The following is a 22,683-nucleotide window of genomic DNA, read 5'->3' on the forward strand; positions in this document are numbered from 1 at the left end:
AAAGATGATATATAATAAGGTTGGTGTGGAAAAAAAGTATGATATTTATGAAGCGGAGGCTTTGATACGTGAAGCAGGATCGACAAAAGCAGGCAGGTTCCCATACCGGGATGAGCAAGGGACATGAAGCTGATGAGTTAAACAAACTGCTGTCCCTATGGCTTCATTCGTCGATCCGTGTCATGGATGTCCGGCATATTCGACTGGAGCCGGAAGCGTTGCTTCAACCGTATCGTCTTCCAGCGCAGGCTTTTGTATTTGTATTGCAGGGTAGCGTGCGTTTGGATGGTGATTGGAAGAATACGCCACATTCAGGGTACGTACTGCATGGCAGCAAAGGCTTTGAACTGAATATGAAACCCTCGCAATACGGGATAGAATATATCCTTGTACTATATAAAGCGACTTCTCTATCGGGACACACGATGTATAATCATCCTTCGATAGCTCATGGTTTTGTACCGCCTTATCCGGTTATACTGTACCAAAAGCTGCAACTACTGGAGTACGCATGGCAGGATCATGAGGCGCTATCCAAGATTCAGGCTCAGGGTCGGTTCTATGATTTTGCATATGAATGTATGCGGCAATTGCAAGAACCGAAGGCTCGAACTTCTGCGCGGGATATCGTGACACAGGCGATTCGATTTATGCAGGATCATTACGCGGAGTCCATAACGCTCGAACGTTTGGCCGGATTGTTGGAATGCAGTCCGAGACATCTGACTCGGTTATTTAAAAAACAAACGGATTGTAGCCCGATTATGTACTTGATTCAACTGCGAATGGACAAGGCTAAGGAGCTTTTGCGGAAGACGGATGCTACTTTACAGGATATCGCTGTCAGTGTGGGGTACCCGGATGTCTATTTCTTTAGCCGGGCATTCAAAAAATATACGGGTGTATCCCCGGTTCATTACCGGGACAGCCTATATTCATCTGCTTTTGTGAGAGATACCAGTCTGGATAATCCATTAAGCATGTCCGAATGTTCCATTGATTCGGCAAGTGGCGCCCTGCATACTGTTATTGAGGATAATAATCATTATCAAAATCATGATGAAGGGATTTTACGAATGAATAGAAACGCAAAGCATTCCATGGCATTTATTTTATTGCTTAGTTTTACCCTGCTGCTCAGCGCGTGCTCAGGCACATCCAGTCCTGCGGCAACCGATGGCGCTTCCCAAGGGAACAATAATACATCAGCGGAACCAACATCACAGGAAAGGGTGCTGAAGGATGCACTTGGGCATGAGGTGAAGGTTCCGGCTCAGCCTCAGCGTGTGATCGCTTCTTATCTGGAGGATCATCTAGTGGCCCTAGGTGTTAAACCCGTAGCCCAATGGTCGGTAGGCAAAAATTCAGTTCAAGGTTACCTGCAAAAAGAACTGAAGGACGTTCCTACCATTGCTTCAGATCTTCCGTTTGAGGCGGTTCTGAACTTCAAGCCTGATTTGATCATTATGGACAGTGCGAGCATGGTGGAAGGCGACAAATATAATCAATACTCTAAAATTGCTCCAACCTACGTGGTAGGCACTAATATGAACAATGATTGGCGTCAAGAGCTGCTGACCGTGGGTGAGGTGCTGAATAAGAGCAGTGAAGCGAAGCAGGCATTGAGCAACTACGACAAAAAAGCAGCAGAGGCTAAAGCCAAGCTGAGTCAGACGGTAGGACAAAAAACTGCGGCGGCATTGTGGGTAACGGATAAAAATGTGTATGTCGTAAACCAGAATCTATCCAGCGGTGATGTATTGTATAAGGATTTGGGATTCAAGATTCCACAAGTCGTACAGGAGATTTCCAAAACGGCTAAGGCGAACTGGAGTAATTTATCGCTGGAGAAGCTGGCCGAGCTGGATGCGGATTATATCTTTATCGTGAACAGCAAAAACGTAAGTAAAGAAGATATTGTAAAAGATCCTGTATGGGCGGGAATTCCAGCCGTTAAAGAAGGCCATGTATACGATTTTGGTAAGGATTCTAGCTGGTTGTATACAGGTACAATTGCAAACAGTCAAATGATCGACGATGTTTTGAAAAATGTAACTCAGTAATCCAAATGGTAATCAAAAAACGCTACTCATCTTGACGACAGCATGTCGCAGGAAGGAGAGCGTTTTTTTATAAAAAGATGTCTGCATAGAGCAGACATCTGGTTTGTTTTCGATATTAGGCTTGCGGAGATACCAGGATTTTAACCTGATTTTTCTCTTTCAGGAGACCTTCAAAACCTTGCTCAATCACTTCTTCGAGTTTAATGCGTTTGGTAACCAGCTTGTCGGCAGGGAAATAACCTTTTTCCATCAGGCTGATAACAGCTGGGAATACATCACGGTAGCCGATAATACCAGTCAGATTGCGTTCCTTCATAACGATATTGTTAGGCTTGATCGGAGCTTCTTTTTCAAAAATGCTGACGATCATAATTTGTCCACTAATTTTAGTAGATTCAATAGCTTGAGTCAGCACAGGAGGTACTCCAGTGACTTCATAGGCTACATCTACGCCGCCGTTGGTCCGTTTGTGCAGTTCTTCCACCACATCATAAGTTTTAGGATCAATCACGATAGCACCCAGCTCTTCAGCTTTAGCTTTACGCTCCTCGGAAAGCTCTACTGCATAAATCTCAGATGCGCCCGAAGCTTTCAACGCTTCAATAACCAGCAATCCGATAGGACCAGCGCCAAATACTACAGCTTTGTCGCCGACTTTCAGTTGGCTTTGACGAACAGCATATAAAGCAACGGCCGAAGGCTCTACCAATGCGCCTTGCTCGAAAGATACGCTTTCTGGAATTTTGTGAACCATGTGCTCGTCAGCTGCGACATATTCAGAAAATCCACCACCGCCGCCTGCCAGACCGAGGAAGCCCATTTTATCGCAAAGATTATATTTGCCTTGTTTACATGCATCACATTCTCCACATGCAAACACCGGTTCTACAACTACACGGTCGCCAACTTGAATCTTGGTTACACCTTCGCCGATTTCGACAACTTGTCCAGAGAATTCATGTCCCATTACGATCGGCGCTTTTTCGCCAGTCAATGGATGCTGAGCATCTTGGGGAATGAAGATCGGTCCTGCTACATATTCGTGAAGATCACTTCCGCAAATGCCACACCATTCTACTTTGATTTTTACTTTTCCTGCCAGAGCAGCGGGCTGCTCAATGTTTTCCAATCGTAAGTCTTTTACTCCATGCCATCTCAATGCTTGCATGTCTGTCATCTCCTTGACGAATATATGATCATTGCCTCTATAAAAGTGAATGAATTAGGAAACGTTTCCGAAAGATAATATGTCACAATTTTTACACATTGTCAAACCAATTTAATACAAAAAGCACTTGATTTTTTTGTGAATATAATCACTTGTGACTACAGTGCTATATTTGGCTCGTTACTTTTATACAAAGGAATTTTGTGAATTTTTCAGGTGAAGCAAAGACAAGAAGAAAACGACTTCAATTTTTAGACACTCATTCTGTGGTATAATATCAACATTAAGACTTTATTTTAGAAAGTCAGAAAACGATTCCGTTCTTGAAAGGATTTTGGGCGTGACAGATCAAAAGAAAGTAACCATAGAGGATGTAGCCAAGCGGGCAGGAGTCGGTATAGCGACTGTCTCCAGAGCTATTAATGATAGTGAGGGCATCAGTCCGAGGACGAAAGCCTTAATTTTGCAAGTGATTGAAGAGATGGGGTTTACGCCCAACACCTCGGCTCAGAGCTTGAAAGTTCGTCAGACACGACAAATCGCACTGGCCGTGCCAGACATTCGTAACGCGATTATTCCAGAGATCGCTTGGTCCGTAGAGCAGGCTGCCAAGCAGCATGGTTACCGGGTCGTGCAAATCAATACCGCCGGGAATGCCAGAATGGAGCTTGAAACAGTTCGTGAGGTCAAGAAGCTGCATGTCGACGGGCTCATCATTATGCCGCTGGCGTATCCCAAAATGTTGGTAGATCTGATTAACAAAGCCAGCGTTCCCGTGTCCATTATTAACTATGGCAAGAAGCTGGGCGAAGATGTCAAAGCGGATATCGTCAGTCTGGCCCGGCAAGAGGGAAGACTCGTGATGGAGCATTTGCTTAAAATCGGCAGAACAAGAATTGCCTATGCAGGTGCTGCGAAGGACAAAATCGAGGAAAGATACTTCGCTTATGAGCAGTCTCTCCAGCATGTGGACCCTTCACTCGTTTATTTTGGCGATGATTTCTCCTTTGAGACAGGGCTGCGCGCTGCCGATTATTTTTACAGCTTGAAACATATGCCGGATGCTATTTATGCGGTTAACGATATGGTGGCGATAGGGATCGTCAATCGATTTAAGGATTTGGGTGTAAAAGTGCCAGATGAGGTTGCTGTAGTCGGTATTGATAACAATCTGTGGGCTATGGTAACGACCCCTCAGATCAGCTCAGTTTCCATCATGGGAGAAGAGGTGGCACGGTTGGCTGCGGAGCTGCTGCTCAAGCGGATTCAGGAACAGACACCTGGGGATTATGAGCGTGTGCAATTCGAGCCTCGCCTGATCGTGAGGGAATCGAGCGTCTCAGTGATCCGTAAGCCTACGGTAGGGCGTGATGAGTAGTAGGGTATGAGTGGATTTTGGGCAATTATAACGACCACTGTTTGTTCAGACAGGAGAGTGGATTCATGTTAAAAGGTAATGGGTTCGTTTCTGTAGCTTGTACTGCACTATTGCTGGCTGTAACCATAGGGTGCACTCCCCATCCAGTGGGACAGGATGCTGAAACTGCGGCGCCGTCCGGGGCAAACAATGGGGAGTCCAAGCAAACTGCAGCCAATACTCAGCACACCCAGCAAAGTAAAGAGGAGCTAGTGCTGTCCTTTTATAAAGATTCATCCCTCAGTGATGAAGCAAAAGTCCGTCATATGACGGACCATTTAGCAGGAATCCAATGGGGAAAGATAAACGAAATCAAAGAACATCAAAGCCTGGAAATTATCGAATATCTGTATAGGCAGCGCGCTTTTATTCCATCGGAAAGCTTTGCAAATCTGATTCAGGCTTCTGACGGATTGGATGGAGCTTTAAGCGAAAGCTATGCTGGTCTTATGGGAGATTTGTTTACAAGAGATAGAACTGCGATGACTCGAGCATTGGCAAATATGGACAAAACCAACCGCACACAAGGTATAGGAAGCATCGGGTATGCTCTCAGCTATAGAGAACCCAAGGAAGTCAAGAAAGAGATTCAACAATGGCAGGCAGGACAAAAGCTTACTACGGCAGAGAAGGATGTTATCCGAGCCTTGTTCGTCAAGCTGGATAATCCGTATTGATGCTCAAATAGTGATGACCACATGTATAGAGGAATATATTGAACAGCCGCGTCTCTACCGGAGGAGCGGCTGTTTTGTGCTGTTTTTTACATCCTGGCATTTATGATTGGGATAAACGTTAGTAGAACCATTGGTTTCAGATGTTCATCTAACAATGGGTTCAAGTGGTCTGGTGATCCTGATCTGAGCGCAAGCGTTTAATATCACTAATTGGAGGCAGGCCGAACAAGCGGGCGTATTCGCGGCTGAATTGTGAGGGACTCTCGTAACCTACCTGAAAACCGACATCTGCCGCATCCGCTGATTCAGATAACAACAGGCGGCGGGACTCTTGTAGACGTAATTGTTTTTGATATTGCATTGGGCTCATAGCCGTAACCTCTTTAAAATGACGATGTAGTGACGAAGGACTCATATTCGCTAGTTTGGACAATTCCTCAATACGTAACGGCTTATCATAATCCTGCTTAATCCGCTTTATGACTTCTGCGATCCGGTTGGAATGGCTGCCGGTCATGACCAGTTGTTTTAAGGATTCCCCCTGATTCCCCTGTAAAATCCTATACAGTATCTCACGAATGACTAATGGAGCCAGCACCGGAACATCTTGCGGGTTTTCCAAAAGATGCACTAGCCTTACCACGGCATCCAGCAGTAGAGAGTTAGTTTGGCTTACATACAAGCCTCGTCTGGAATCAGGCATTGGGCTTGTGGGAAAAGCAGATTCCTTGATCAGGTCCAAAACCTGATGCGGATCAAAATTGAGCCGGAGGCACAAATAAGGAGCTTCTGCTGACGCTTGAATGACCTGCCCGGAAATCGGCAAATCCACCGACACAACAAGGTAATCGGATGTGCCGTAATGGTAACTTTCCTCTGCGAGCATCACGACTTTTCTGCCTTGTGCCACAATACATAAGGCAGGTTCATGGACTTGATGTATCGGAACGGTTGTATTTGAACTTCGGACGAAATGAAGCGAAGGTATGGCTGTAGCGAGAACTCCGTCCTGATTTGAAAATCGTTCTATAAGCCTTGCCAATTCGGCTTGTTTTTCCAGGGTAGAACCCTCTATTTTGGTTGCCCCCATCATGACACATCCCTTCTTTGCAACGTAGCCCGTTTTCATTTTCAGTAGTTTATTACATATTAAGGGTCTTTGGAGGATTAGGCAATAATTTGCTCTGATTCTTCTACCGGGCTGGTGGACATTCCTCTCATAATAAGATGCAGATACAACACCTAATGAGCAATTGAGAAAAAAATAGAAGTGCAAAGGAGTGGGAGTCATGGAGAGTAACAAAGCGGAAAAAAGTGTACACGCTTCGCAGCATCCCTATATAGGGATGTGGGTAACTGAAGACGGAAATATCCGTCACGAACTCTTGCCTAATGGTCGTTATGATGAAGCACGGGGTCAGAGACAAAATGCCTATACAGGCAGCTATATCTTAGAAGATGACTATATCGAATATGTGGACGACACCGGATTTACGGCAGAGGGTGTATTCAAAAATGGTGTTTTGTATCATGCAGGGATGGTTTTTTACAGGGAAGTAAAAAAGTAATCTGTTTCAGTGATATTTTAACTAGAGGAGGAATAAGAATGTTGGATATTAAAGGGAAAGTCGTAGCTATTACGGGGGCAAGCAGTGGGATCGGTGAAGCTACTGCCCGTTTACTTGCTCACCATGGGGCTCATGTAATATTAGGGGCCAGACGGACAGAGCGACTAGAGGCTCTGACATCTGAGATTCGTTCTAAAGGTGGATCGGCTGATTATCAGCAACTGGATGTGACTAAGAGGGACCAGATGGAAGCGTTCATTAAGTACGCGGAAAAAACATTTGGGCGTGTGGATGTCATTTTGAACAATGCGGGAGTGATGCCTCTTTCAAAATTAGAAGCCCTGAAGGTAGAGGAATGGGATCGCATGATTGATGTAAATATACGGGGCGTTCTGCATGGGATTGCGGCAGGGCTTCCGATTATGAAAAAGCAAGGATTTGGTCAGTTTATCAATATCGCCTCTATTGGCGCGTATAGTGTAACCCCAACTGCAGCGGTGTATTGCGCAACGAAGTATGCGGTTCGGGCGATCTCTGAAGGATTGCGTTTGGAGGTGGGGGGAGATATTCGTGTGACGCTGGTATCGCCAGGAGTAACCGAATCTGAGCTTGCTGACAGTATTTCAGATGAAGAGGCCCGGCAAGGAATGAAAGAGTACCGTCGTATTTCGATTTCGCCTGATGCCATTGCCCGTTCCATTCTGTATGCCATGGAGCAGCCAGCAGATGTAGATGTTAATGAAATTATTGTCAGACCCACGGCAAGCCCGAATTAACGCCATGGCATCCATGACTCTCTCTCTACTCAGATCATTTTTCCCTCCATCCTTTATGGATGGGGGGTTATTTATCGGATGAGAAAGAACATCATTTACACCACAGAGTGTAAAATAGCTGTACCTTTATAATAAACGTATTTACTTTTACAAATGTTTGTGATAATTTTATTTCGACAAACATCGAAATTAAGACTGGAACAGAAGGGAGCCGAACAGGGTGAAAGATACAACAGAGATGCAGCAGGCTGTAAAAATATATAAAGCACTTGGAGAACCGACTCGTCTCAAGATAGCACTTCTGCTAAAAGAGGAAAGCGACCAATGCTGCTCTGTGCTGGGCGAGAAGCTGAACAGTGTAGCTATTTCAACGCTATCGCACCATCTGAAGCAAATGGCAGAGTCGGGGTTGCTCACATACCGTAAAGAGGGGACGTTTATTTATTACAGCTTGGATGTGGAAGCAGCGCAGAAATATGCCCCGTTCCTAATAACATAAATTTTTTTAGTCTTAATTTCGATATTTGTAAAAATATAAAAATATAAAAATATCAAAAGAAAAGAGGCGTTATTTAAAAATGCAGAGCACGTGGAAAGTGTATATTTTGGCAATTGTTAGTTTTTTGGTAGGCACATCCGAGTACATTATCTCAGGCATTTTGGATCAAATTGCGACAACTATGGGGATTACGGTGTCCGCAGCGGGCCAGCTGATTACAGTCTTTTCTCTTGCTTACGCGATTGGCACGCCGATTCTGATGGCAGTAACCGCTAAATGGGACAGACGCAAGCTGCTCTTGAGTTCGCTCGGATTATTTGCAGTAGCTAATGTCCTCTCCTTTATTCTGCCGGGTTTTGGAATGTTTATCGCCGCGCGTATTCTTATGGCCCTCGGGGCGGGGATGGTCGTGGTTACAGCACTGAGCATTGCAGCAAAAATTGCCCCAGCCGGCAAGCAGGCCAGTTCTATTGCTACAGTCACTATGGGTTTTACAGCTTCGCTGATTATCGGGGTGCCGCTTGGGAGAATGATATCTTCTGCATATGGCTGGAAAACCGTATTTCTCGGCATCGCGTTGACAGGGATTATTGCCCTAATTGTTATATCTATGACAATTCCCCGCTTAAAAGGAGATCGACCAGTCCCCTTACTACAACAGTTTGCTCTTCTGAAAAAGCCTGAAGTTGCTTTGGGATTAGGTATTACCTTCTTTTGGCTAGGAGGTTATTCACTCGCGTATACTTACATCTCACCGTATTTGCTGAATGTATCAGGTGTAGGAGAGGATATGCTAAGCTCAGTATTGCTCGCCTTCGGAATTGCCAGTCTAATCGGATCAAAAATTGGTGGGTACAGTGCGGATAAAAAGGGTATACCCTTTACATTATTAGGGGGTATGGTGTTGCACGGTATTTCCTTACTCTTGCTTCCTTTTGCCGCTCATTCCCTGATCGCAGTATTTGCTTTATTGATCCTTTGGTCGTTCGCAGCCTGGACAACTGGACCTACTCAACAATATAATCTGGTCACACTTGTGCCTGAATCTTCCGGTGTGATGCTGAGTCTCAATCAATCTACAATGCAGCTTGCTATGGCAGCCGGAGCCGGAATTGGCGGTGTAGTTGTTGGTCAGGTTTCGCTGTCTTCCATCACCTGGTTTGGAGCAGCAGGGGTTGGTATCGCTATTGTGGCTACGTATTTACTTACACGAAGATCCTCAGTTCAAACACAAGTGGGTGTTACGGAGTAAAGTGTATAGATAAGTGAAGAGGAGGCCCAGTGATGAAGGTGACATTGCGGCCTTCTTTGATTTGAATGAGCAATAACATGCTCTCTTGCAGTAGGAAGGCTTATTCAAACGCAATATCAGTGATTTTGCCGCCTTCCTCAAAGCCGATATTTTTATAAACTTGATTGGAAACCGAATTTTTTAAATCTGCATATAGCATGGGTACTAAATGCTCATTTTCCAAAATGGAACATAGCTCGGATACCATTGCGCTGGCAAAACCTTTCTTTCGCAATTAGGCGGGGTATAGGGTGGTTCCTTTTAAATAACGTAAGAGTTCTTCTATATAGGTCAATTTATGATTATCTGTGATTTGTTGTGAGATCCATAGCCAAGCCTTATGTCCGGGTGATTGAGCAAAGATCATATTTTTATCGGACGTTTTGAGGCATGTTGACCCTTCTGACTCACAAATTCGATGGATCAAATTGTATCGAACTTCATCAGCCAAAAATTGATTTTGATTTAATATATCGTCGTTTGGGACTAGTAGCTCAATCATGACTCTACCTCCTAAAAATGAGCTATGACCTAAGCACTTGTAAAGTGCTATGAAGCTATGAAGATTCAGTTGTTATATCTACTAGGATTTAAACTTCCGCGCTATAAGCTTCTTATTTTTTTGTCGCCAAATCCATCTTTCGATAAAGTTTTTTTCTTTTCTTTCCTGAAGTGTTTCCTTCATACCCTTAATAAGAAATTCGGATCTTCGCTTGTCGTTTCTGCTAATTTCACGTAGTTCCTCAATAAATTTATCGTCCATGTCCGCATCTCCGTTAGTTCAAAATTTTCCAAATTGCTAAGGTAGATTATACAGAACATATGTTCCTTTTTCAAGTCTGCATCTGCTCTATTCAATCACATAACTATTTTTAGATGGATGCTGCGAGGCCCGCGCCAATCGGATGGTGAAGCATAAGATAAAGTTGAAAGTAGGAATTACAACATGGACAACAAAGCATATGTATCTCAAACGTATCCACGTCTTACAGTCTACAACGAAGAAAATTTTCGGGGTTCCAGGAGAGTATTCAGAGGAAACCTAGGCATTCGTAATACCGATAACATTCTCGACGGCATCGAAAGTCTGCGTTTCTTTTCTACTAGCAGCAATGCTACACTTGTACTCTTTGCTGGCACGCGGTTTAGAGGTAACTTCCGTGTGTTTAGAGGCAATCGCAACATCGCCGACCTGGATGATCTGATTCGCGGGAATGATGTGGAATCTATTATCTCTACCAATCAACGTTTGACGTTGCAGCAAATCCGTAATATCCGCAGTAGCGGTAGACTGCCATCTGGCTATCGAATCATCTAACGGCCTTATTTCGACTTCATAAACCATTTTACAAGACTGTTTCAGGAGCTTGCAACTTTCGGGCTTTTGGGACAGTCTCTCTATTTGTACACGCGACCTACATACTCGAATGATGAGAGGAACTGTATGGGAGAATGGGATGTTGTTAGCAGTCAACACCAACTCAATGTTCATAAAAAATAGATAAAGGAGGACATACGATATGCCCTCCTCATGACGTATATTATATTTACTTCAGTTCCCAATTCGTTGCTTTGATCACAGCTGCATCTGCGTTCTTAAGATCTGTTTCGCCAGAAGCTAAGAGAGAGCTCCATTGTTTCACACGATTCTTACCATTGGGAGGTTGGTTATAATCGTTGGTATCGACAACCAATGTACGCTTAGCATAGAAGCTAGTCATGAACTTCTTCTCATTCGTACTACTGCCTGAACGTGAGAGGATTCCTTCAAGACTACCTGAATCACCAGTAGCGCCTTGATTGAGTGCTGTGTCGACAAATGAACCAATCGTCAGAGCAGTATTAAATCCGCGTTTCTGTGCTTGCTGTACACTATATTCGATATAGGTGTCATAGAACGTACGCCACATGGCTTCTCTCCAAGCTTCATTGTTTTGGAGAGCGTTGATCTTCTTCTTGATAACACTATCGCTATCGCTGAGCTTTAGAATCGAACCACTCATTTTCCCCTTCAGGCCAGCACGTGTTAATCCACCTGCAATGGAAGGGTTACTAGCTCCACTAGCAGCATCAAAAGCTTTGAATAAGTCCGGACCATCGGGTCCCGTATCATTTGAACCGCCTGTTGTTGCTCCAAAGATACCAATGGTGTATCCGCGATTATCGCCGATATCTTCAGCATATCCATAGAATTCAGTCCATTTCAAAGAATCTTGCTCTGGTTTGTTCACTAGCTTCATAATATTATCCCATTGCTCACCGTCGAGTCCTGTATTAGCCTTCAGAAACTGAAGTGTTGAAGGTGAGAAATTAGCATCATGATCAATAGCTGTAACCGCTTCTTGGCTAGTAGCTGCTTCGCTGGTAAGGGATAATGGCTCTATACTAGCTTCATTTGAGTTGTCGAAGCCCTCATTTAAATAACCGTTTTTTTCAAAAATTATGATTTATATGTGAATAAATGGACCTAGTTGTTCCTAGATTCCTACAGATCATAAGTGCAAGAATGAGGACGAAACAAAGATAGCCTCTTGATAAAATGAGTTACATCACATATCAGGAGGCTATATTTATGAACAAAATTCATCAGTTTCATGCACTTCACACATCAGAGGAACTTTTATTTTTAGGGAACGCCTGGGATATGCTATCTGCGGTGGCTCTGGAGAAGGCAGGTTTTAAGGCGATAGGTACGACGAGCTGGGGAATTGCCAATACGCTTGGATTCTCAGATGGAGAGCTTATTGATTTTGACCAGCATGTAAGCATTATTCGGACGATTGCTGAGCATGTTCAGATTCCAGTGTCGGCAGATATTGAAGCAGGATATGGGGAGGATACGGCAACGATTGTTGAGCATGTTTTAAGGATAGCCGATGTGGGAGTTGCAGGGATTAATATTGAGGATTCTTTGAAAACGAAAAAGGGACTTCGAGAAGTGGGCCTGCACAGTAACCTGTTGTCCAAAATAAGAACAGCATTGGATACGCGTGGGTTTAAAAATTTTTTTATAAACGCAAGAACGGATACATATTTGCAGATGGATGCCCCACTTTCAGAGACCATAGAGCGGGCCAAAGCGTATGTGGATAATGGTGCGAGCGGAATTTTTGTTCCAGGATTAAAGCGTGATGAAGAGATCAGGGAAGTTGTGTTTCATATACATGCTCCGCTTAATGTTTTATCCCTGCCGGGTCTGACGAATGTCCACCAGCTTCAGCAGTTAGGAGTTAAACGGTTTAGCTTTGGAAATGCATTTTCTGATAAGATAATAGTTGCTTTGCAAAAGAATGCAGAACAGTTGATAGAGCTTCAAGATACATCACATTTATATGAGGATTTTGCAAAATCCTTGAGCTAGATGAATATGAACTATAGAAAGGACAGAGCATTCGATCATGGCTAACCTTAGTCTTTCTTTTGAAGAAATGTGGGAGAAAATTATAGCGTGTGATCGTAAGTATGACGGGTTGTTTTTTACCGCTGTGAAAACAACCCGCATATACTGCCGACCTTCCTGTCGATCCAAAAAGCCGAAGAAAATAAATGTGGAGTTTTACTTTGATTTGGACAAAGTGGAAAAGGCGGGTTTTCGTGCTTGCAAAAGATGCCAGCCCCATACAGACCATTCGCCGTATATCAGACTTGTGCAGAATGTAGTAACCTTCTTGGTCAATCATTACAAGGAAAAACTTGTATTGCAGGATATTGCGGACCATATCGGAATAAGCTCCTTTTACTTGGATCGGATCTTTAAACAGGAAACCGCCGAAACCCCGCGTACGTATTTGGAAAAAATAAGAGTAGATAAGGCAGCCTATCTTCTTAAAAGTACAAATCTTACGAATCTTGAGATTTGCTATGAGACGGGCTTCCAAAGTCCCTCCCATTTCTATAAGGCGTTTCGCAGCTTGAACCATTGTTCTCCTAGTGAGTATAGAAAGTTGAGTAAGGAATAGAAAAGGAAGGAGGGCGTATCCTTTTATGAGTGAACTTTACGTATTGAAGTATGTATCGCCGATTGGAGAGATAGAGATACAGGGCACAAATGAGGCTGTCTATTCTATTATGTTCTCTAATCGGAATGAGCTCTTAACGAGGGCTATAGAAGAGGTTCCAATCCAAGTATTAGCGGAATGCGCTATCCAGCTTGACGAGTATTTTAAAGGTGAGCGCTTTGAGTTTACGTTTCCTTATGCCTTTGAAGGTACGGATTTTCAGCAAAAAGTATGGAATGCTCTGGTGTCCGTGGGGTACGGTAAAACGACAGCTTATAAAGATATTGCTCTTGCTATTGGAAATGAAAAAGCGATCCGAGCCGTAGGCAGTGCTAATGGAAAAAATAAGCTGAGCATTGTGATTCCATGTCACCGAATTATCGGTTCCAATCAGAAACTAACGGGCTATGCAGGAGGGCTATGGAGAAAAGAATGGTTGCTCCAGCATGAAAAGCGTTGTCTGAGGCCCTAAGGAGGGTTCGTAGATGAGAGACATATATTTGAAAGAGTTTAAGCCGGAGAACTGGGCCAACATGGTTCAGATCTATCAGGAGCGGTATGCACAGGTAGATCCGGCTATAAGAGCAAAAGTGGTTGAAAGTAAAATTCCCAAGGAGATTCAGATTGTGCTGCTGCCCGATATGGGGGAATATTTGCTGACTTGGATGGATCGAAAAGTCCCCGCACTCGGCAACGAAACACCGTCGGATTATTTGAAAAGCGAAGAAGGGACTAAAGCACTGAAGGCGGCTATATTACGTATGCCACGTTGAAGAAGCGGACCAAGGAGATACATATGAACATTGAACAGAGCGCTAATGATGGAAAAAGTGAGTTCGCATATCCATAACTGTAATCAGATGGCATGAACTTCATCTAACCCTATGCTATGATTTACCGACAAGACTATAGATTCAAAAGGGGAAATAAGAATGAAGCTCAAAAGAATGATGTTCCTACTTTCGTTTTTAACGATATTTGTAGGGTTGTTCACTTTGTGTACAGAAAGTGTTCACGCTGCCAATTCGACGGTATTCAGAGATGGAGATAAGCTTAAGCTTACCCTTGATGATGGTAATGGAGTAAACAGAGTGTTTAAATTCGATCTCCCGTTTACGATTAAGCCTGATACGCCAATTCGTCTGTATAGCAACTATATTGAAATTCCCCCTGGTGACTTTACGATCGATTATGCCAACTCTACAATTATGATTGCGGATTCACGACCAGCACCTTATCCAGGATCAGAAAATCATATAGAACTTCCTATAGCTATAACTATGAAAGGGACTGTGCAGTCAGTCGATGAATCTACAGTAACTCCACTTGCGGAGGAGCCGAAAGTAACGCAGCCTGAGGTGGAGACCAATATAAAAGAGATTCCCACTCCCAGTGAACCCGAGGTTGCTCAACCTGTGGATGAAACGAAAGTCATTGAACCTCAAGTAACCCAGCCTGTCGTGGAGCCTAAAGTGGATCAAGCGGTTGATGAGTCACCGGAAATCCCTTTGTCTATCCCGTCTGGAGAAAATTTTCCGGGTACATTTACAATCAACTCTTCAGGTACGTCATTTTCGGTTCGTTTGAAAATAAAAAATATTCAACCCACGTACACTTCATACGTTATGGTCAAAAATGCAGATACTCAATTAATTAAACGGATTCAGTTCGATCCAGAAACAACGTTTAGCTACCCTTTGAGTAACCTGAATTTATCTACGGGTGGATACTACTTTTATATCAAAATGATCGACCAGTCGGGAAATTCGGCAGCGTCTGTACCCCAATTTGTTCCCATAAATAATAACAAGGCTCAGCAGGTTGAGGTGTTTATAGACGGGAAATTGCAACAATATGAGCAGCCTGCGACCTCTATTAGCGGAAGTATGCTGGTGCCATTTCGTGCCGTTTTTGAGGCGCTTGGGGCGAAAGTGAAATGGGATGGAGCTACCAAGACCGTTACTGCAACCAAAGGAAATACAACGATCAAGTTAACTGTAGGCTCCAGAGATGCCTATATCAACGGTAAATTAGTGCGTCTCAATGCGGCGCCGAGGCTCATTAACGGCAAAGTAATGGTTCCTATTCGCTTTGTAAGTGAGGCGCTAGGTGCGAAGGTAAAGTGGAATATTGCAGCTCAGAGCGTTGTGATTTTTCTTGCTCCACCGCAGGTTTTGACAACCAGCGAAAGTGAACAATTAATGGAGGAAAATGAAGATGCTTCCGAATCACAATCCAAATCAACGATTCTGAAAAAGATATCCACCACCTTCTCCAAATCTACGGATATTGTGTTCGTCATAGATGTTACAAGTAGTATGACAGGGACGCTGGATTATGTGAGACAGAAGGTGAAAGGCTTTGTTGATTCCGTTCCAGCAGGTTCCCAATTTGCTGTCGTTGCATTTCGGGATATCAATCTGAAGGCAGATAAAGATTTAGAATTTTTGGAGTTTACGACCGATAAAAACAAGTTAAAAGGTAATTTGAATATGCTGCGCCCTTCCGCTGGCGGGGATTTGAAGGAATCGGGATTAGAGGCTATTCAGTTAGCTATAAGTAAATTTCCCAAGAATTCTAATTCCAAAACAATTATATTCATTACAGATGCGCCAGTTCATGATAAAAATACAGCTCTGGGTAAAGCCCGTTTTTCAGTAGATGAAATCAACGAGCAATTACAGAAAAATGGTGTTATTTTTAATGCAATCGTGCCTGCGAATGGACTAGCCAACAAACAAATGAAAAAGCTTGTAGATACCAACAAAGGGGCTTTGTATGACATCAAGGATGCCAAGCTGAATTTAGCGAAGTAGATTTGTCCAAACTCAATAAAGCCGTATAAAGGGAGCCGATGTAAGGCTCCCTTTTGCTATCATAAGCGCCTGTGTTGTAAGAGTTCTAATGGGCAGAAAGCTCACTCTCCGTCACCCATTTATGATTTTTGACAGGCTCTCCTCCTGTAGTCGGCGTATAATCGACCATATATACAGTCGTTGGCTCTACGGAGTCAATGGTAGCCTTAGCCCCATCCATCCCCTTCATATGATCTGCCCCAAGGATAATTTCTGTGCCCGGTGCATAGTGCTCGCTACCTGCATCTTTAATCTCTTCATGAATAACCCACTTATGATTATTCACTTTTTCTTCTCCAGTGGTTGGAGTATATGAGACTGTATAAGCAGTAGTCGTATAAGCACCCACAATCGTGGCAGTAGCTCCATTCATGCCTGCCATATGGTCGGCTTGGATAGTCGCTTGGCTACCAGCTTTGAAGGCTGGATTTTCAGCTTCTTTTAGTCCGGCAGGAAGCTCACTGGAAGTGGAATGGTTCATATCCGATGTGTCGTGCTGTTGACTGCTGTTTGTCGTGTGCTCCTGGTTCGGCGTGTTACTGTTTCCGCACCCACTCAAAATAATCATGATTGTACCAGCGAGCAAAGCCCATTGCATTCTCATATTTACAGCTCCTTTAGGGTTTTAATTACATATTTTAAATGTACCCCTATGGGGTATATTTAAAACGGAAATATATGACAAACGTGTGAAGTGTTTTGCTTTCAAGGGGATCTCCTGTTGTGCCCCCTTTTTTGCTATGCAGAAGATGCGTAATTAAATGTTGTTGACAGTGAATAAAAAATCATTGTAATATCTATAAAACGCATCAAGTTACTTGGTATTTTGGGCGACTGTAAACATTCTAACTCACCAAAAGTAGATGATATCAAGGAGCAGGGGGAGACATCAAAATGAAGAAACCATGGATTTCATTTATATTGCTGCTGGGAGCAGTCGTACTTTTTATTTCAGGCTGCGGCAGCAAGAATACGTCGGGCAACGCTGCGGGTGAAGAAAAGAAAACACTGCATATCAGCTTTAATCCCGGTCCATATAGCGATCAGTTTAAGAATGGTGTGGCTCCATATTTGGAGAAGAAAGGCTATACGATTACATATAAAGAGTTTACAGACGGTGTTCAGCCCAATGTAGCCGTGGCTAAGGGGGATATTGATGCTAATGTGTTCCAGCACTCGCTCTACCTGGATTCTATGAATAAGCGGGAGAATATTGATCTGATTGGTGCTGTGCAGGTCCCGACTCCTCCAATGGGATTGTACTCCAGCAAGCATACCAGCCTTGACGAAATCAGTGAGGGAGCCCAAATCAACCTGCCTAACGAGCCAGTCAATATGCTGCGTGCGCTGAATATTTTGAAGGAAGTAGGCTGGATTACGTTAAAGGACAATATCGATCCATTGCAAACCTCGGTGAACGACATCACCTCTAATCCGCATCATCTGCAATTTGTTGCTACCGACCCGGCACAGGGGCCACGTGCACTGGAGGATGTTGATTTTGCAGCTATACAAGGGAACTTTGCTGTATCGAATGGAATAAAGCTGACCTCGGCATTAAAGCTTGAAAATATGACAGATCCGTTCACGAACGTGGTCGCTGTGGACAGCAAGAACAAGGATAAGCCCTTCGTCAAAGACATTATTGAAGGATATCATTCAGATGAATTCCAAAAGTACATCCAATCGAATCCTGATTATGAAGGCTACAAGCTGCCAAGCTATTTCAAATAGTATAGGGTATTATCTTCTGCGGGCTGACGTTGTCAGCCTGTATCTTATGGATAGAAGGTGGATATGAACGTGATTTTTTCATCCTCTGATCTCGTCAAGGCTCTGCCTGACAACTATTTTAGCGCAATGGATGACAAAGTGAATCTGTATAAAAGTAAGGGAATAGATGTAATCAATTTGGCAGCCGGCAACCCGGATCAGCCGACACCGGCGCATATCATCAGCGCTTTGAAGGAAGCGGTCGATCAACCGATCAATCAGGGCTATCCACCTTTTCATGGAAAAAAAAGCACGCTGGAGGCTGTCGCCGCGTTCTATAAACGGGAGTATCAGGTGGAGCTGGATCCTGACCGGGAGGTTGCCATATTCAACGGCTCAGCCATAGGCGTAATGGGGATTCCACAGGCGCTGCTGAATCCCGGTGATTGGTTATTGACCACCGATCCGGCATATCCCCAATATTATTCCGCTGCTGCGCTGGCAAGAGCCCATATTCATACGATTCCGCTTGATGAGAAGCATGGCTTCTTGCCTGATTATACAACCGTGCCGGAAGAAATCGCAGAGCAGGTCAAATTGCTCATGATTAATTATCCGAACAATCCGACTGGAGCAGTAGCTACAGCAGATTTCCTAATAAAGACGCTGAATTATGCCGCTCGGTACCAGTTTCCGGTTATGAATGATTTTGCTTACGGTGCTCTTGGATTTGACGGGCATAAGCCGATTAGTTTATTGCAAATCCCCGGCGGCAAGGAATATGGCGTCGAGACGTATACGGCTTCCAAAACGTATAACATGGCTGGATGGCGCTTCGGCTTTGCAGTGGGAAATTCGTCCATCATTGGTGCGCTCAAGCATTATCATACGCATGCCTACAGCACTGTTTTTGGAGCGGTGCAGGATGCGGGGGCTGTGGCATTGCTGGGCACGCAGGAACCGGTACGGGAGCTCGCGGCGTTATATGAGCGGCGCCGTGATATTCTCATTGCAGCGTTACGAGGTATTGGCTGGGATGTAGCTGCTCCCCAAGGGTCTTTTTTTGCCTGGTTCAAGGTGCCAGAGGGTTACACATCCGCTTCATTTGCAGACTTTTTATTGGACGAGGCACATGTTGCGGTCGCCCCTGGAGAAGGCTTTGGTCGTGCGGGAGCTTCTTATGTGCGGGTCAGTCTGGTGAACAGTGAAGAAAGGCTGCTGGAGGCGGTGCAGCGCATCGCAGCAACGGGTATTTTTCAAGTATAAGCTGGAATACAAGGAATTCATGGAGGGAGCGAGAAGAACTTTGAGTATAGCGATTATCGGAGCCATGGAGGAAGAAATAGCAGATTTGAAAGCGCAGATCGAAGGGATAAAGATGACCCAGATTGCGAACGGGATTTTTTATACAGGCCAGCTTGAGGGCAAGGAGGTTATTCTGCTGCAATCAGGAATTGGCAAAGCGAACGCAGCCTCGACTACGGCGCTGCTGATTGAGCGATTTAGCCCGGAGCTTGTCATTAATACCGGGTCTGCGGGTGGGCTCGATCCAGCGCTGCATGTTGGCGATGTTGTAGTGGCGACCGAGCTGACTTACAGCGATGTGGACGGAACGGCGTTCGGCTATACCTACGGACAGGTGCCACAGATGCCGGCAAGTTATCCTGTCGATCCAGCGCTGCTTGCTTTTGCGACAGAAGCGCTGGCGGAGACCAGGATTGAGGGGCAGATCGTCAACGGATTGATTACGACGGCAGACTCTTTCATCTCCCAGGCTGAGCGCGCCCATTTTATCCGTAGCCAGTTTCCTGAAGCGAAAGTGACGGATATGGAAGGGGCCGCGGTCGTTCAGACTGCGTACCAGTTTGGTGTTCCGTTTTTGGCTGTCCGTTCTTTGTCTGATCTTGCCGGTGTAGAAGCGGCGGATTCTTTTGACTCCAATCTTGATTTGGCTGCGGCCAACTCGGCAGCAGTGGTTGTGGCTCTTGTAGCTGCATATGATAGAGACAAGCTTTGACATATTCAATGGCACTATTCAGGAACGTTTTTTCTTTGGCTTGCCATGCTGGTTAATGAGAGTTCGAAGTTGTTTCCCGGCTTGGTTTAGCTCAACATCGTTCAACACATAATCGGTGCTGACTTCCCAGGTGCTGTGGTCATTCAGATGAAAAATAAAGGCGGGAAAGCGAGGGCGCAACCATTTGCGGATGGAGGCCCCTTCGAATTCGACTTTAGTGATTGCAGACCATGGGACAGTTCGAATACCATCGGAAATGCTGTGCTCGTCAAAAATGAACAGATAGGTATCCTTACGAAGCGTTCTGCTCAAACAAACCACAAGATAGCTACCGAAAAAAGGAAGTCCGACAATGGCGGACGTAATAAAGAAGAAGATTTGTAGAGCTGAGATATCTTCGTCGATAAAAATGAGCAGCAGCAAAAGCAGACAAATCAGCACAAACATCAAGCTGCCCATGGCTTTCCAAAATGCCAAAGATCTTCGATATACAATTTTATCCACGGAATACCGCCTCGTCGCGTACAAACTCCTGAATGAAATAAGTTATTCGTTCTCTCCAGTCAGCTTCGGTTACACTTTCAATACGCAGACATGGGGTGGCCTGCATATCCAGTTCTGTATTTCTTACGATCCACACATCATTCGTTCCTTTAAGAACAAATAGTAGATTTGTAACGGAAGGTCCATCTTCATCCGTATCCGCGTATATCATCTGGCTCAAATTATCTAGGCTACACTGATTACGATCAAAATCCTCTCGCCAGTCTTGTATTATTTGCTGAGCGGACTCATGAAGCTTCCACGTTGTCATTTGCTGCATGCTGAAGCTGGAAGAGGTTAACTCATTCCATTGTTCTTCTGTCAGATCGACGTATCGGCTGTGCTCATTGAAGTTCGAAGCAAGCAGGCCGAACAATTGATCAATGTCGTGATGCCAGTCTTCTGGGGAAGACCAGCGAAAGAAATGGAGTTCATTGTGGCTGGAAAAATGATACAGAAAACGTTCATTTCCATGGTGTATCGTTAATGTATTTTGCTTGTCCTGTTGCTCCTTGTAGCCACGTAGCATCTGGCGGCTTTGTACCAGATGAGCTAGCATCTCAACAATAAACGCATCAAATTCGAGCTGTTGTTGCCCGTCATCCCGTTGTTCCATCAAACCCTTGGATATCAGGCTATGCGTTGCGGCATGAAAAAGCAGTTCCCAGCGATCTTCGGTTAGTTCCCCGTAATAAGATTGGAGCAGACCAGAAGCCATATCTTCTGCGCCCAGTGCGGTCAAGGCAAAGCCTAGTTCCTCAAGCGTTAAAATTACCGTTTGTTTGTCCATAGTCAGGCTCCTTCTCCATCTGTTAGGTGTATGTCATTTAAATAGTTTGCTGGCCCAACGTATCCCCTTTTCGGCGAATTTGGCGACTTTTCCACCTGCCCAGCTTCCCACCGTACCGCCGACGTAAGCACCGACGGCTGCACCGACCGGACCACCGATAGCGCCGCCTACGGCTCCCAAAGCAACAGCACCGCCATAAGTTGCAGCGGTTTTAATCGCTACGTTAGAAGCAGATACAGCCACATCCGTTCCGGTAAGCTTCCCGCTTTTCCATTTTCCAGCCAGACTGATACCCTCGCCCACAATATTCATGGTGGCATTAATAGGGTATAGCTTTTTGGCAATCATGCCGGGAATTTGGCGGGTGGCTATGCCGTAACGGCCTTTTTCCACCCCGGCGATGACGTTCCGCGTCCACTGAGGAAAGCTATTGGCTTTGTTGAATCCGAGGCCGAGCTTACCCATTTGAAGCTTTCCAGCTAAACGATCAAAGCCCTTTAAACCCTTCATCACAATACCGGGTTTAGCGAATTGGCGGTTTAGGCTTTTGCCCAAATTACGCATAAACGCATTGTTACCCTTGCCATTCACCCATGCCGCATTATGTATAACCGCTCGAGTGGGATTCTTCAGACTTTTCTTGAATTCTACTGTTTTGGTGAGCACAAGTGTGGAAGCCAGACCGCTATAGATAGCTGTTCCGGCAAATCCCAGTTGCCCGCGCCATTTATTGGCTTCTGAAATGCTGTTAATAGCTATATCTGCTGGATCGGGTCCTTTTTTCCCGGAAGTTGCCCCTTCACTGCTGCCGATCTGTCCGCTGTGATCTCCTTTGGGAATACCCGTGTCTGCTTGGGTGTCTGTTTCCTTGAATTTTACTGCAATGGAACGCAGCTCTGTGCTGACAGAATCGACAGTTTGAGTGAAAGCATCCATTTGTCCACGCGCTTTATGAAAATCCTGATAAAAGCGCTGCTGTGTTGTTCCTGCCCAGCTATTTTCCAACATCTGAATATGCTGTGACAGTTGTCCGCAAATTTGTGCCCCCAGCTCACGTGCCTGTGCGAACTGCCTGGAAACCGCCTCTAGTTTCTCAGGAGGAACCATAATTTTAGCCATGATGTCCACCTCGGATGATTAAAATAATTACTTATATTTTAGTGAATCTAGTGGGGGTTAGCAAAAAAAGGAGGGGATTTAAGTGAAAAATAAGTCATTTGTATGAGTTCATGAGGGGGCATAAGGGAGAATAGTAGGAGGTGTTATGATCCGAAGTTCTTATATGTCATTCATAACGAAACGAAAAAA

The 22,683-nt window shown here is 44.6% G+C and carries 25 protein-coding genes; 16 read left to right on the forward strand and 9 right to left on the reverse strand.

All coding sequences use genetic code 11. From position 1 onward, the window contains the following. Positions 1-68 precede the first annotated feature (68 nt). Positions 69-2,063, forward strand: coding sequence for an AraC family transcriptional regulator (locus tag MKX59_RS08350; RefSeq protein WP_081819229.1), 1,995 nt, complete (start codon positions 69-71; stop codon positions 2,061-2,063). A gap of 115 nt (positions 2,064-2,178) precedes the next feature. Here the strand turns inward: MKX59_RS08350 and MKX59_RS08355 are convergent, their stop codons facing one another. Then, the gene (locus MKX59_RS08355) at positions 2,179-3,231 is read right to left on the reverse strand and encodes a 2,3-butanediol dehydrogenase (protein WP_028542246.1); all 1,053 of its coding nucleotides are present in this window, start codon (positions 3,229-3,231) and stop codon (positions 2,179-2,181) included. Positions 3,232-3,571: 340 nt separating this feature from the next. Between MKX59_RS08355 and MKX59_RS08360 the strand changes: the two genes are divergently transcribed. Beyond that, positions 3,572-4,609 (forward strand): LacI family DNA-binding transcriptional regulator, encoded by a 1,038-nt coding sequence (locus tag MKX59_RS08360; protein ID WP_023989739.1) that lies wholly within the window; start codon positions 3,572-3,574, stop codon positions 4,607-4,609. Positions 4,610-4,674: 65 nt separating this feature from the next. Then, positions 4,675-5,325, forward strand: coding sequence for a hypothetical protein (locus MKX59_RS08365; protein ID WP_028542247.1), 651 nt, complete (start codon positions 4,675-4,677; stop codon positions 5,323-5,325). A 160-nt stretch (positions 5,326-5,485) separates the two neighbouring features. Here the strand turns inward: MKX59_RS08365 and MKX59_RS08370 are convergent, their stop codons facing one another. After that, a complete protein-coding gene (locus MKX59_RS08370) occupies positions 5,486-6,415 on the reverse strand; it encodes an AraC family transcriptional regulator (RefSeq protein WP_340858996.1) in 930 nt (309 codons plus the stop codon). A 199-nt stretch (positions 6,416-6,614) separates the two neighbouring features. On the opposite strand from MKX59_RS08370, the gene MKX59_RS08375 reads away from it, so the two are divergent. From MKX59_RS08375 to MKX59_RS08390, 4 genes are all read left to right on the forward strand, one after another. Then, positions 6,615-6,893, forward strand: a complete 279-nt coding sequence (locus MKX59_RS08375; protein ID WP_028542249.1) for an Atu4866 domain-containing protein — start codon at positions 6,615-6,617, stop codon at positions 6,891-6,893. A gap of 38 nt (positions 6,894-6,931) precedes the next feature. Further along, a complete protein-coding gene (locus tag MKX59_RS08380; RefSeq protein WP_028542250.1) occupies positions 6,932-7,669 on the forward strand; it encodes an SDR family oxidoreductase in 738 nt (245 codons plus the stop codon). Positions 7,670-7,889: 220 nt separating this feature from the next. Then, on the forward strand, positions 7,890-8,168 hold the full coding sequence (locus MKX59_RS08385; protein WP_013311367.1) for an ArsR/SmtB family transcription factor: 279 nt from the start codon (positions 7,890-7,892) through the stop codon (positions 8,166-8,168). Between the two features lie 79 nt (positions 8,169-8,247). After that, a complete protein-coding gene (locus MKX59_RS08390; protein ID WP_028542251.1) occupies positions 8,248-9,420 on the forward strand; it encodes an MFS transporter in 1,173 nt (390 codons plus the stop codon). 100 nt (positions 9,421-9,520) lie between these two features. Here MKX59_RS08390 and MKX59_RS08395 read toward each other — a convergent pair whose 3' ends face one another. After that, the gene (locus tag MKX59_RS08395) at positions 9,521-9,694 is read right to left on the reverse strand and encodes a GNAT family N-acetyltransferase (protein ID WP_238808085.1); all 174 of its coding nucleotides are present in this window, start codon (positions 9,692-9,694) and stop codon (positions 9,521-9,523) included. Further along, positions 9,695-9,961 carry a hypothetical protein gene (locus MKX59_RS08400; RefSeq protein ID WP_231517237.1) on the reverse strand — a complete coding sequence of 89 codons (267 nt, stop codon included), beginning with the start codon at positions 9,959-9,961 and terminating at the stop codon, positions 9,695-9,697. A gap of 444 nt (positions 9,962-10,405) precedes the next feature. On the opposite strand from MKX59_RS08400, the gene MKX59_RS08405 reads away from it, so the two are divergent. Continuing rightward, on the forward strand, positions 10,406-10,777 hold the full coding sequence (locus tag MKX59_RS08405) for a hypothetical protein (RefSeq protein ID WP_340858175.1): 372 nt from the start codon (positions 10,406-10,408) through the stop codon (positions 10,775-10,777). A gap of 229 nt (positions 10,778-11,006) precedes the next feature. Here MKX59_RS08405 and MKX59_RS08410 read toward each other — a convergent pair whose 3' ends face one another. After that, entirely contained in the window at positions 11,007-11,699 is a 693-nt protein-coding gene (locus MKX59_RS08410) for a chitosanase (protein WP_226887739.1), read from the reverse strand. Positions 11,700-12,031: 332 nt separating this feature from the next. On the opposite strand from MKX59_RS08410, the gene MKX59_RS08415 reads away from it, so the two are divergent. The 5 genes from MKX59_RS08415 (at position 12,032) to MKX59_RS08435 (ending at position 16,273) form a co-directional block, all read left to right on the forward strand. Continuing rightward, positions 12,032-12,820 (forward strand): isocitrate lyase/PEP mutase family protein, encoded by a 789-nt coding sequence (locus MKX59_RS08415; protein ID WP_068942129.1) that lies wholly within the window; start codon positions 12,032-12,034, stop codon positions 12,818-12,820. Between the two features lie 37 nt (positions 12,821-12,857). After that, a complete protein-coding gene (locus MKX59_RS08420; RefSeq protein WP_023989728.1) occupies positions 12,858-13,418 on the forward strand; it encodes a bifunctional transcriptional activator/DNA repair enzyme AdaA in 561 nt (186 codons plus the stop codon). A gap of 25 nt (positions 13,419-13,443) precedes the next feature. Continuing rightward, positions 13,444-13,929, forward strand: coding sequence for a methylated-DNA--[protein]-cysteine S-methyltransferase (locus MKX59_RS08425; protein ID WP_023989727.1), 486 nt, complete (start codon positions 13,444-13,446; stop codon positions 13,927-13,929). 13 nt (positions 13,930-13,942) lie between these two features. Further along, a complete protein-coding gene (locus MKX59_RS08430) occupies positions 13,943-14,230 on the forward strand; it encodes an antitoxin Xre/MbcA/ParS toxin-binding domain-containing protein (RefSeq protein WP_023989726.1) in 288 nt (95 codons plus the stop codon). 159 nt (positions 14,231-14,389) lie between these two features. Beyond that, positions 14,390-16,273: a stalk domain-containing protein gene (locus MKX59_RS08435; protein WP_076264756.1), complete on the forward strand. Its 1,884-nt coding sequence runs from the start codon at positions 14,390-14,392 to the stop codon at positions 16,271-16,273. Between the two features lie 85 nt (positions 16,274-16,358). On the opposite strand, the gene MKX59_RS08440 is transcribed toward MKX59_RS08435, so the two are convergent. Next, the gene (locus tag MKX59_RS08440) at positions 16,359-16,916 is read right to left on the reverse strand and encodes a YdhK family protein (RefSeq protein ID WP_076264755.1); all 558 of its coding nucleotides are present in this window, start codon (positions 16,914-16,916) and stop codon (positions 16,359-16,361) included. Between the two features lie 290 nt (positions 16,917-17,206). Between MKX59_RS08440 and MKX59_RS08445 the strand changes: the two genes are divergently transcribed. The 3 genes from MKX59_RS08445 (at position 17,207) to MKX59_RS08455 (ending at position 20,042) form a co-directional block, all read left to right on the forward strand. Then, a complete protein-coding gene (locus MKX59_RS08445; protein WP_053325891.1) occupies positions 17,207-18,046 on the forward strand; it encodes a MetQ/NlpA family ABC transporter substrate-binding protein in 840 nt (279 codons plus the stop codon). Between the two features lie 69 nt (positions 18,047-18,115). Further along, positions 18,116-19,291: an aminotransferase class I/II-fold pyridoxal phosphate-dependent enzyme gene (locus MKX59_RS08450; RefSeq protein WP_340858182.1), complete on the forward strand. Its 1,176-nt coding sequence runs from the start codon at positions 18,116-18,118 to the stop codon at positions 19,289-19,291. Positions 19,292-19,331: 40 nt separating this feature from the next. Then, entirely contained in the window at positions 19,332-20,042 is a 711-nt protein-coding gene (locus tag MKX59_RS08455; RefSeq protein ID WP_013311357.1) for a 5'-methylthioadenosine/adenosylhomocysteine nucleosidase, read from the forward strand. Between the two features lie 18 nt (positions 20,043-20,060). Here the strand turns inward: MKX59_RS08455 and MKX59_RS08460 are convergent, their stop codons facing one another. From MKX59_RS08460 to MKX59_RS08470, 3 genes are read right to left on the reverse strand one after another with little or no spacing between them, the layout of a single operon-like run. Continuing rightward, on the reverse strand, positions 20,061-20,546 hold the full coding sequence (locus MKX59_RS08460) for a DUF5381 family protein (RefSeq protein ID WP_023989721.1): 486 nt from the start codon (positions 20,544-20,546) through the stop codon (positions 20,061-20,063). Next, complete coding sequence (locus tag MKX59_RS08465) at positions 20,539-21,375, reverse strand: hypothetical protein (RefSeq protein ID WP_028542260.1); 837 nt, start codon at positions 21,373-21,375, stop codon at positions 20,539-20,541. Before MKX59_RS08465 ends, MKX59_RS08460 begins: the two co-directional genes overlap by 8 nt. Positions 21,376-21,408: 33 nt before the next feature. Then, positions 21,409-22,494, reverse strand: a complete 1,086-nt coding sequence (locus MKX59_RS08470) for a WXG100 family type VII secretion target (protein ID WP_028542261.1) — start codon at positions 22,492-22,494, stop codon at positions 21,409-21,411. Positions 22,495-22,683: the final 189 nt, after the last annotated feature.

The sequence above is a fragment of the Paenibacillus sp. FSL R7-0340 genome, assembly GCF_038002205.1.
GTDB classification, from domain to species: domain Bacteria; phylum Bacillota; class Bacilli; order Paenibacillales; family Paenibacillaceae; genus Paenibacillus; species Paenibacillus polymyxa_B.